11 protein-coding genes and 1 CRISPR repeat array are annotated in these 10,278 nt (G+C 65.5%); of the genes, 8 read left to right on the forward strand and 3 right to left on the reverse strand.

What is annotated here, in order from left to right; all coding sequences use genetic code 11:
- Positions 1–4: 4 nt before the first annotated feature.
- The 7 genes from cas7e to N5K27_RS03775 all read left to right on the forward strand — a co-directional run bounded on the left by cas7e (position 5) and on the right by N5K27_RS03775 (position 6,468).
- Entirely contained in the window at positions 5–1,102 is a 1,098-nt protein-coding gene (gene cas7e, locus N5K27_RS03745; RefSeq protein ID WP_279814746.1) for a type I-E CRISPR-associated protein Cas7/Cse4/CasC, read from the forward strand.
- Between the two features lie 3 nt (positions 1,103–1,105).
- A complete protein-coding gene (cas5e, locus tag N5K27_RS03750; protein ID WP_087836807.1) occupies positions 1,106–1,819 on the forward strand; it encodes a type I-E CRISPR-associated protein Cas5/CasD in 714 nt (237 codons plus the stop codon).
- 1 nt (position 1,820) lies between these two features.
- A complete protein-coding gene (cas6e, locus tag N5K27_RS03755) occupies positions 1,821–2,480 on the forward strand; it encodes a type I-E CRISPR-associated protein Cas6/Cse3/CasE (protein ID WP_087836808.1) in 660 nt (219 codons plus the stop codon).
- A gap of 72 nt (positions 2,481–2,552) precedes the next feature.
- The gene (gene cas1e, locus N5K27_RS03760) at positions 2,553–3,440 is read left to right on the forward strand and encodes a type I-E CRISPR-associated endonuclease Cas1e (protein ID WP_087836823.1); all 888 of its coding nucleotides are present in this window, start codon (positions 2,553–2,555) and stop codon (positions 3,438–3,440) included.
- Positions 3,440–3,739, forward strand: a complete 300-nt coding sequence (gene cas2e, locus N5K27_RS03765; protein WP_087836809.1) for a type I-E CRISPR-associated endoribonuclease Cas2e — start codon at positions 3,440–3,442, stop codon at positions 3,737–3,739. Before cas1e ends, cas2e begins: the two co-directional genes overlap by 1 nt.
- A 64-nt stretch (positions 3,740–3,803) precedes the next feature.
- Positions 3,804–5,725: direct repeats of the CRISPR family, unit length 29 nt; unit sequence GTGTTCCCCGCGGGAGCGGGGATGAACCG.
- A 108-nt stretch (positions 5,726–5,833) separates the two neighbouring features.
- On the forward strand, positions 5,834–6,091 hold the full coding sequence (locus N5K27_RS03770) for a type II toxin-antitoxin system RelE/ParE family toxin (RefSeq protein WP_279814752.1): 258 nt from the start codon (positions 5,834–5,836) through the stop codon (positions 6,089–6,091).
- Between the two features lie 35 nt (positions 6,092–6,126).
- A complete protein-coding gene (locus N5K27_RS03775; RefSeq protein WP_279814754.1) occupies positions 6,127–6,468 on the forward strand; it encodes a helix-turn-helix transcriptional regulator in 342 nt (113 codons plus the stop codon).
- A 68-nt stretch (positions 6,469–6,536) separates the two neighbouring features.
- Here the strand turns inward: N5K27_RS03775 and N5K27_RS03780 are convergent, their stop codons facing one another.
- Positions 6,537–7,511 carry a tripartite tricarboxylate transporter substrate binding protein gene (locus N5K27_RS03780; RefSeq protein WP_279814756.1) on the reverse strand — a complete coding sequence of 325 codons (975 nt, stop codon included), beginning with the start codon at positions 7,509–7,511 and terminating at the stop codon, positions 6,537–6,539.
- A gap of 79 nt (positions 7,512–7,590) precedes the next feature.
- Positions 7,591–8,553, reverse strand: a complete 963-nt coding sequence (locus N5K27_RS03785) for a tripartite tricarboxylate transporter substrate binding protein (RefSeq protein WP_087836813.1) — start codon at positions 8,551–8,553, stop codon at positions 7,591–7,593.
- 123 nt (positions 8,554–8,676) lie between these two features.
- Between N5K27_RS03785 and pcaQ the strand changes: the two genes are divergently transcribed.
- Positions 8,677–9,636 (forward strand): pca operon transcription factor PcaQ, encoded by a 960-nt coding sequence (gene pcaQ / locus N5K27_RS03790; protein WP_279814758.1) that lies wholly within the window; start codon positions 8,677–8,679, stop codon positions 9,634–9,636.
- Positions 9,637–9,676: 40 nt separating this feature from the next.
- Here the strand turns inward: pcaQ and N5K27_RS03795 are convergent.
- Positions 9,677–10,278 (reverse strand): Kdo hydroxylase family protein (locus N5K27_RS03795; RefSeq protein WP_279814759.1); only part of this gene is annotated, 602 nt, incomplete at its 5' end.

Here is a 10,278-nt window from a genome sequence, read left to right on the forward strand (position 1 = left end):
CGCCATGTCCGACTTCATCCAATTGCATATCCTGACTCACTACGCGCCCGCCAACCTGAACCGCGACGACACGGGCCGCCCCAAGACGGCGCTAATGGGGGGCGCCTTGCGGTTGCGGGTCTCCTCGCAAAGCCTCAAACGTGCCTGGCGTACCTCCGATCTGTTCCAGGCCGCGGTGGGAGAACACCTGGGAACGCGTACCCGCCTGCTTGGAAAAGACGTGCATGACGCCATGCTGGCCCAGGGGCTGGATGCGCAGAAGGCCCTGGAGTGGGCCCGCCAGATTGCCGCCGCCTTCGGTTCCCTGGAAGTCGAGAAGCCGGAGTCAAAGAAGAAGAAAGCCGACGGCGACGGCACGCAGGAACCGGACTTGAAGAAACTGCTGCAGATCAAGGAGATCGTGCACGTTTCACCCGCGGAGCGACAGGCTGCGCTGCAATTGGCGGCCAGTTGTGTTCAGCGCGGTAAAGGCCCCGAGGCCGCCGAGCTCGATCTGCTCAGCAAGGACGCTACCGCCGTGGACGTTTCCATGTTCGGCCGCATGCTTGCCAGTGCCAATGAGTTCAATGTGGATGCAGCCGTGCAGGTCGCGCACGCTTTTACGGTTCATCGCGCGGAAGTCGAGGACGATTATTTCAGCGCCGTGGATGATTTGGACACGGACACTGGGGCGGGTCACATTGGCGAACGAGGTTACGGTGCGGGCCTGTTCTATTTGTACGTGTGCGTGAACCGCACGCTGCTGCAAGAAAATCTGCAAGGCGACAAGACCCTGGCGAACCGGGCGATGGCTTCCTTGCTGGAGGCCATCGCCAAAGTGAGCCCCACCGGCATGCAGAACAGCTATGCCTCGCGGGCTTATGCCGCCTACGTGCTGGCGGAGAAGGGCGCTCAGCAGCCACGCAGTCTTTCTCAGGCTTTCCTGCGGCCCGTGCAGGGTAGCGACGATCGATCGATGCTGACCGAGGCCATCGAGTCCCTGCAGAAGCAGCGCGCGAATTTCGACAAGACCTACGGTGCCTGCTCGGATGCCAGCCTGGCGATGGATACCGATGCGGGCACGGGTTCGCTGCAAGCCTTGATCGACTTCATCCAGGACTGAGCCATGGCGTACCTGGTCTTTCAACTGCAAGGCGCCATGGCGTCCTGGGGAGAAGCGGCCGTCGGCGAATACCGGGGCACGCACGACCTTCCCACGGTATCGGCCCTGGCGGGCTTGCTGTGCGCGGCACTGGGTCTGCGACGCGATCAGGAAGAGGAGATCCAGGCTGTCCACCGGCACTACCTGATGGCGGTCGGCGTGTATGCCTGCGGTCCGATGCTGCGGGACTACCATACCGCACAGGTCGCTTCGCGCAGCCAGCTCAAGGGAACGCGGCATGCCACTCGCAAGGATGAGTTGGCATTTCGCAGAACGGAGTTGAACACCATCTTGTCCACGCGCGATCACGTGCAAGGCGTCCGGTATCGCGTCGCCGTCCAGGCCGACGACGAGGCGCCTTACCCGCTGGATGCCTTGCGCCAGGCCTTGTTGACTCCAGCTTTCGTGCCCTACCTGGGACGAAAATCGTGCCCGCTCGAGGCTCCCATGGCGCCTTGCCTGATGGACGTCGACGACGTGCTGGCCGCATTGTCCGGGTACCCGCACGCCGCGGACGGATCGACCCGTCGCCCCTTCAAGCTGACCTGGTGCGATGGCATGACACCGGGCGTCGAATCCAGTTTGACCGTTCGCCAGCGTGACCGCTTGATTCATCGGGGCGCCTGGCAGTACGGCGAACGCACTCAGCACGTAGCGATGTTGCCCCAGGAGGCCTGACATGCATTTCAGTGTCATCACCCCCACGCCGGGCCGGGAAAACGAGGCCACGCACCAGTTGTTCCCGGGGGTCTATGCCGAGCACCAGTGGCTGTGGCGCTTTTTCCCTTCCGAAGCCGGCTCGGCCCGGGACCATATCTTCCGCCGGGCGGACCAGGGGCAGGCCATGCGTTTCTACGTGGTCTCCAAGCGTCCTCCCGTGGCTTTCAGCGACGCCTGGTCCGTGAAAACGCGGCCCTATGCTCCCAGGCTGCAAGCCGGTGACGAGCTGGAGTTCGAACTACGAGCCAACCCCGTGGTCACCCGCAAGCACGAGGACGGCAAGAGTCGCCGTCACGATGTGGTGATGGATGCCAAGCGGCGGGCCAAGGAGGAAGGCTCGGAGCGAGCGTCGGGCTATTCGCTGGTGCGATCCGCATGTACCGCGTGGCTCAACCAGCAGGGTGGGCAGCACGGCTTTCTGATCGACGAGGTGGGGCTGTCCGTGGACGGCTATACCCAGCATGTCGGCAAGGCGGACAGTATCCGCTTCAGCTCCGTGGATTTTCGTGGGGGACTGCGTGTGACCGATCCCGAAGCCTTCGCGGCTACCTTGACATCGGGGCTGGGGCATGCCAAGGCCTTCGGGTGCGGCCTGATGCTTGTTCGCAGGCCGCTATGACGGTTCGCCTGAACGTGTGAGGGGGTGGGCATGGCCGGCAATCACTTGCTTCCGCCCCTCAAGCCTTTGCCCATGAAAGACCGCATTTCGATGATCTTCGTCCAGTACGGTCAGATCGACGTGCTGGATGGAGCGTTCGTCCTCATAGACAAGACCGGCGTGCGCAAACACATTCCGGTCGGCTCGGTGGCGTGCATCATGCTCGAACCGGGCACGCGTATTTCCCACGCGGCGGTCAACCTTGCCGCCACCGTGGGTACGCTGCTGGTCTGGGTAGGCGAGTCCGGCGTGCGTCTGTATTCGAGCGGACAGCCCGGCGGCGCACGAGCCGACCGCCTGCTCTACCAGGCCAAGCTTGCGCTGGACGACGACCTGCGCCTGAAAGTCGTACGCAAGATGTACGAAGTCCGATTCGGCGAACCGGCTCCCGCCAGGCGCAGCGTCGAGCAACTGCGCGGCATCGAAGGCGCGCGCGTGCGTGGCACCTACAAGCTCCTGGCGCAGCAGTTCAAGGTGAACTGGCAGGCCCGCAACTATGACCGCCAGCAGTGGGATGCCGCGGACATTCCCAATCGCTGCCTGTCCGCCGCCACATCCTGCCTGTATGGCATCACCGAGGCTGCCGTGCTCGCGGCGGGATACGCGCCGGCGGTCGGCTTCATCCACACTGGAAAGCCGCTCTCCTTCGTCTACGACATCGCCGACCTGTACAAATTCGAAACCGTGGTACCGCTCGCCTTTCGCATCGCGGCCAAATCCCCCGAAGCGCCCGAGCGCGAGGTGCGTCTGGCCTGCCGGGACTTGTTCCGGTCGGACAAACTGCTCGGACGCATCATTCCGCTGATCGAAGATGTACTCGCGGCCGGCGGCATCCTGCCACCCGAGGCTCCTCCTGAATCCGTCCCTCCAGCCATTCCGAATCCGGAAAGCGATGGCGACGTCGGACATCGGAGCCGCTGATGAGCTTCCTTGTGGTCGTCACCGAAAACGTCCCGCCAAGATTGCGGGGGAGATTGGCCATCTGGTTGCTCGAGGTCCGAGCCGGTGTCTATATCGGTGACGTCTCGCGGCGCACGCGGGAAATGATCTGGCAGCAGCTCGACGCGGGGCATGAAGACGGCAACGTCGTGATGGCCTGGGCCAGCAACAGCGAGTCCGGTTATGACTTCCAGACGCTTGGGGCGAACCGCCGGGAACCGATCGACTACGATGGGTTGAGGCTGGTTGCGTTCATGCCGCCAGAGGGGTCGGCTCTTTAACAAGAAAGTTGGTGGGTTTTCGGCATCCGATTTTTTCTTTTGAAAACAGTCGGTTGTGTTTGGTGTGTTCCCCGCGGGAGCGGGGATGAACCGGAATCTGTGTTGCATATTGCTGCGCCTGCTCGGGTGTTCCCCGCGGGAGCGGGGATGAACCGCCCGCTCGGCCGTAGCCCATGAAAGCCTTCCCGTGTTCCCCGCGGGAGCGGGGATGAACCGCGCGGATCGTCGATGACCTGCGGGGGATTGGGGTGTTCCCCGCGGGAGCGGGGATGAACCGCCGCCATCGATCCACTCGAGCGCCTGGCTAACGTGTTCCCCGCGGGAGCGGGGATGAACCGCAGATTGTTCCCCGGTCCTGGTGCAGGCACCCGTGTTCCCCGCGGGAGCGGGGATGAACCGTCCAACGGCCGCACGGTGTTTGTCATGCCGCCGTGTTCCCCGCGGGAGCGGGGATGAACCGGCGAGCGTATCCGCACGCTGGATGTGGATGTGGTGTTCCCCGCGGGAGCGGGGATGAACCGCACTTTCTTGTTGACATGCCGGATCATCCCGGGTGTTCCCCGCGGGAGCGGGGATGAACCGTGGGCGTTCTGCTGACGGCGAGCGGTTTTCCTGTGTTCCCCGCGGGAGCGGGGATGAACCGCATTTCGGCCTGGACGTGAAGGACCCCGAGGCGTGTTCCCCGCGGGAGCGGGGATGAACCGATCGCGACCCTGGAAACCGCCAGCGCTTCGCAGTGTTCCCCGCGGGAGCGGGGATGAACCTGCTGCCGGCGGCATCTACGCTACCAGCGTCTAGTGTTCCCCGCGGGAGCGGGGATGAACCAGCGGATCCCGCCCCCGGCCACGTACTCCGCCAGTGTTCCCCGCGGGAGCGGGGATGAACCGCTCCTCGCCGCCGCACAGGCGGCAGGCCAGGGGTGTTCCCCGCGGGAGCGGGGATGAACCGACCCGCTCGTCGCCTGCGCCGCTCGCCGACGAGTGTTCCCCGCGGGAGCGGGGATGAACCGCGGAGTTGGCCCAGATGCGGCTGGCGAACGAAGTGTTCCCCGCGGGAGCGGGGATGAACCGGTCGCCCCGAGCAATGCCATTGCCACCGGCTTGTGTTCCCCGCGGGAGCGGGGATGAACCGCACCATCGCGCCACATATCAATGCTGGCAAGAGTGTTCCCCGCGGGAGCGGGGATGAACCGATCTCCTGGTCGAACCCGTTGTCGTCGGCGTAGTGTTCCCCGCGGGAGCGGGGATGAACCGTTCCGGACGCTTCCAGTTTCGGCCCGGAGGAGGTGTTCCCCGCGGGAGCGGGGATGAACCGCGCTGGGCGGCCGCCGTATCTCCCGCTGCATCGTGTTCCCCGCGGGAGCGGGGATGAACCGTGACACTCGTCGACCAGTACGCAGCAGATATTGTGTTCCCCGCGGGAGCGGGGATGAACCGGACGGGACACGCGTATTGCTGGCAACTCCGCGGTGTTCCCCGCGGGAGCGGGGATGAACCGCGTGAGCGGCTCTGACAGGCGTTCGAGCATGCGTGTTCCCCGCGGGAGCGGGGATGAACCGTATTACCAGGCCGGCATCGGAGCCGGCGTGGAGTGTTCCCCGCGGGAGCGGGGATGAACCGTAGGTGAGTTGGCGCTAGGGGCCGACATTCAAGTGTTCCCCGCGGGAGCGGGGATGAACCGACGGAGTCTTTACGATCAGCGATATCTGGCATCGTGTTCCCCGCGGGAGCGGGGATGAACCGAACTCGGTTGCCGAGCGCATGATCTTCATGTTGTGTTCCCCGCGGGAGCGGGGATGAACCGGGTGTGCCTGACCCTTTGACGGCCATCTACTAGTGTTCCCCGCGGGAGCGGGGATGAACCGGCGGTGCCGGTTATTTTGGATTTCACTAACGGGTGTTCCCCGCGGGAGCGGGGATGAACCGTTGCGATGAGCCCGTGCAACGACATCCTGATCGTGTTCCCCGCGGGAGCGGGGACGAATCATGTTTCGCGCTCACGCATGAGCCCGGTGCGCTACCTGCTGCGCGATCCCCGAGTCATGGATTTTATATAGGTTTTCCTATAAAATAACCTATATCCGATAAGGCATAGATGTACACCATCAACTGGATGAAGAAGGCTCGCAAGCAATTGGCAACGGTTGGTACGCAGAAGGCCCGCGAAGCGATTGTTGATGCCGTGTCCACGTTGGTGGACTTGCCCAACGCCCAGAATGTGAAAGCCCTTACGAAGCACCAGTGCGGTTACCGCCTGCGCGTCGGTAAGTATCGAGTGCTATTTGACGCGGATCATGAAATCCGAATCGTCGAAGTGCAAGAGGTGAAGAAGCGCGACGACCAGACGTACTGAAACCCCATCCGGGCAATAGCCCGGCGGAGAATGCGATGAGCACGAATCACACCATCATCAACACTAGCGACGGCCGGCCAGCCTTCGTTGTGCTTCCCTACGACGAATACATTGCGCTGACTGGCAATAAGCCGCGCATCCCCGCGGGGGAGGCGGTGCCCCATGAGGTGATCAGCCTTCAGATCAAGAATGGATGGAGCCTGATCCGGGCGTGGCGGGAGTACCTTGGGATCACCCAGGCGGAAATGGCCGCGCGTCTTGAGGTGCGGCAACCGACCTACGCGAACATGGAAGGCCCCGATGCCCGGCCGCGCAAGGCGACCCGGGCCCGCATTGCCCAAGCGCTCGGGATTTCGCTCGATCAGCTTGATGCCTAGTGTTCCCCGCGGGAGCGGGGATGACCCGACAGTGGGCGCTTGTCCGCCGCAGCGACGGGAAGCTCCTCTTACTCCACCGTGATCTTGTTCGCCGTCGCCAGCTCCTTCCAGCGGCGGGTCTCCCCCTGGATGAACGTGGCGAACTCGGCTGGCGTGCCGCCCACGGTGTCCAGCCCGAGCTTGTTCAGCTTGGCGCGGGTATCCGGATCCGACACGGCCGCCTTGATCTCCTTCGCCAGGCGGTCGACCACGGCCGGCGGCGTACCCTTGGGCACGAAGAAGCCATTCCATTCCAGCACTTCGAAGTTCTTGAAGCCGTTTTCCTCGATGGTGGGCGTATCGGGCAGCGCGGCCATGCGCTTGGCGGAGGTGACGGCCAGCGCCTTGAGGCGGCCGGACTGGACGTAGGACAGGCCCGACGCGGCGTTGGCGAAGTAGGCGTTCACCTGTCCTCCCATCACGTCGGCCAGGGCCGGAGCGCCGCCCTTGTAGGGCACATGCAGCATGTCGATGCCGGCCTGGTTCTTCAGCAGCTCGCCCACGAGGTGGGCGGGGCTGCCGGCGCCGTACGAGGCGTAGCTGACCTTGCCCGGATGCTGGCGGGCGTAGTCCACGAATTCTTTGAAGCTCTTGTAGGGGGCGTCGGGGTGGACGACCAGGATGTTGGGCACGGTGACCGCCAGCGACACGGGCACGAGGTCCTTGTCCGGATCGAAGGGCATCTTGCGCAGCGCGGGGTTCACCGCGTAGGTGGAGGCGTCGTACAGCACGGTATAGCCGTCGGGCGTGGCCTGGGCCACCGCCTGCGCGCCTATCATGCCGCTGGCGCCCGGCCGGTTGTCGATCACGACCTGTGTGTGCAGTGCCGTGCCCAGCCGCTGCGCGATCACCCGCGCCGCATTGTCCGCGCCGCCGCCGGCCGAGTAGGGGACGATGACGCGGATGGGACGGCTGGGATAGTCCTGGGCGTGGCCGGGCGATGCGACGGCCGCGGCAAGCGTGGCAGCGATGCCGGTGGCGGCCAGACGGGTGAATGCGGGCATGGGGGTCTCCGGGGGCAGATATCTTGTCGGCGCGGCCGCTGCGTCGCGGCCTGCCCCCGTAGTGTAGTAGTCAGGCGGCCTATTCCTTGATATCGATGCGTTTGACCACCTCGGCCCACTTGGCCGTGTCGCGCTTCAGGGTTTCTGCGGCCTGCGCGCCCACCTGGCCCACCGGCGTCAGGTCCAGCGAGGTCAGGCGCTGGCGCACGGGCGCTTCCTGCAGCGCGGCCGTCACGGCTTCCTGCAGGGCCTGGAGCACGGCGGCCGGCGTGTCCTTGGGCGCCATCAGGTACTGGTTGAACGAAGCGTCGATGTTGGGCAGTCCGACCTGCGGCAAGGTGGGCACGGTGGGCGCCATGGGCGAGGGCCGGGCCGAGGACACCGCCAGCGCGGTCAGCCGTCCGGCCTGGACGTTGGGCAGGACCGTGGGCGTCGCCAGGAAGCCGCAGTCGACCTGGCCGCCCATGACGTCGGTCATCGCCGGGCTCGGACCCTTGTAGGGCACGTGGGTCATGGCGACGCCGGCCTTGCTCAGGACCAGTTCGGCCGCGAGATGGCCGGGCGAGCCCTGGCCGCCGGATGCGTAGGTCATCGGCGTCTGCCGGGCGCGCGTGATCAGTTGCTCCATGGACGTGAGCTTGAGCGCGGCGCCGCACACCATCATCTGGTTGAAGTTGGCCACCAGCGAGACCGGCACGAGATCGGTGCGCGGGTCGAAGTCCATCTTCTTGTAGACGAAGGGATTGACCGTGACCACGGTGTCGGGCGTGACCAGCAGCGTGTAGCCGTCGGGCGCGGCCTTGGCGACCTGTTGCGCGGCCAGGCCGTTGTTGGCGCCGGCGCGGTTTTCCACGACGAAGGTCTGCTTGAAGCGGCTGCCCAGGCGTTCGGCCAGGACACGGGCGACCATGTCCGAGGGCGCCCCCGGCGGCGAGCCGACCAGGACGCGTACAGGCTTGGTTGGGTAGTCGGATTGCGCGTGCGCGGCGGGATAAGCGGCAAGCATGGCGACGGCCAGCAGGGCCGGTCGAAGAACGGGCATGGGTCTCGCTCCTGATACTGATGTTTTGCCGCAGTGTATTTAGTTATTTTGGTTATGAAAAATGAAAAATAAGAAGCGATGATTTCATTTTAGTTATGATTCGCACTGGTCAGGGGAGGGTTCATGCAGGAACACGGCATATCCATGGGACTGGGCCGCATCAAGCTGCGGCACCTCCAATGCCTGGTCGCCATCGCCGCGTACCGTCACATGGGGCAGGCCGCCGATGCGCTGGGCATCTCGCAGCCGGCCATCTCCAAGACCCTGGCGGAACTCGAGGACGTGGTGCAGGCGCAGCTCGTGGTCCGCGGCAAGCGCGGCGCGTCGCTGACGGACAAGGGCCGCGTGCTGTTGGGCTACGCCGGCAGCAGCCTGCGTACGCTGCGCGAGGGCCTGGATCACGTATCGTCGGCCGTGCGAGACGACGCGGCGGTGATCGCGATCGGCACGCTGCCCACCGTCGCCCCCACCATCGGGCCGCAGGCTGCCAGCCTGTTCAAGCGCCAATGGCCGTCGGTGCGGCTGAGCGTGCATACGGGTGTGAATGCGGGCCTGCTGGCGCTGCTCAAGCAGGGCGAACTGGACCTGGTGCTGGGGCGTGTGGCGGAGCCCTCGGAAATGCTGGGCCTGTCATACGAGCACTTGTACGAGGAACCGGTGGTGGTGGTCGCGCGGCCGGGGCATCCGTTGGCGCGGGCCCGCCGCGTGGAGCCCGAGGAGATCGCCGCCTGCGGCATGGTGGTGCCGCTGCCGGGCACGGCCATCCGCCACACCATCGACTCGTACATGGTCCGTCATGGCGTGGGCGTGGGACGCGAGGCGATCGAGACCCTGTCCGATGCCTTCGCCCGATCCTACGTGGCCCACACCGACGCGGTCTGGATGATCGCGCTGGGAGTGGTCGAGCACGACCTGCGCGCCGGCAGCCTGGTCCGGCTGGCCTGCGACACGCAGCACACCTCGGCCTCGGTCGGGCTGACGCTGCGCAGCGACGCGGTGCCTTCGCACGCGGTGCGGGCGCTGATCGAATGCATACGGGCCGCGGCCGCGCAGCGGCGCGAGCAGGCCGAGGGAAATGCCTGAAACGGCCGCGCGGGGCGCGGCCACGGGAAGGGCGCTAGTGCTAGTGCGCCGCGGCGACCTGCCGCGCCAGCACGCGCTGGGGTGAAAGGTCGGGCCGGGCCATGGCCGAGACCGGCAGCAGGTAGGTCTGCTCCAGCATGAACTGGCCGGTCATGGCGGCGTGCGGGGTCTGGTCCGAGAAGCAGATCCAGGTGCTGCCGGGCGGGAATTCGATGCTTTCCTGTATGCCGTCGCGCTGGTAGCCGGCGTCGGCCTTCATGCGGTCGTGCAACTGCAGCATGAAATGGTCATAGGCGCTGCGGCGGCTCTTGGTGATGTGCAGCTTGTGCAGCAGCCAGGCCACGCCGGGCCGATAGGCCGGCATCTGCGGCAGGTAGCGCGCCGACAGCGTGTCGAAGGCTTCGCCCACCCGCCATAGGCGGGTATCGCCGTGCGGGTTGATGTTGTTGAAGACGCGCAGGATGCGCTGCTCGCCCACCGGCCGCGAAGGGAAGGCATCCACGTGCAGGCGGGTGTCGTCCTTGCGCCAGGACATCTTCCAGGTGCCGATGCGGTGCAGGCGCAGGCTGGTGGTGGGCGCGTGCAGGTGCGAGGCGTACTCGGGCAGCAGGCGGTCCAGGAAGCGGCGCGTGGTTTCGTAGT

Source organism: Pigmentiphaga sp. GD03639 (assembly GCF_029845405.1).
GTDB lineage: Bacteria > Pseudomonadota > Gammaproteobacteria > Burkholderiales > Burkholderiaceae_B > Pigmentiphaga > Pigmentiphaga daeguensis.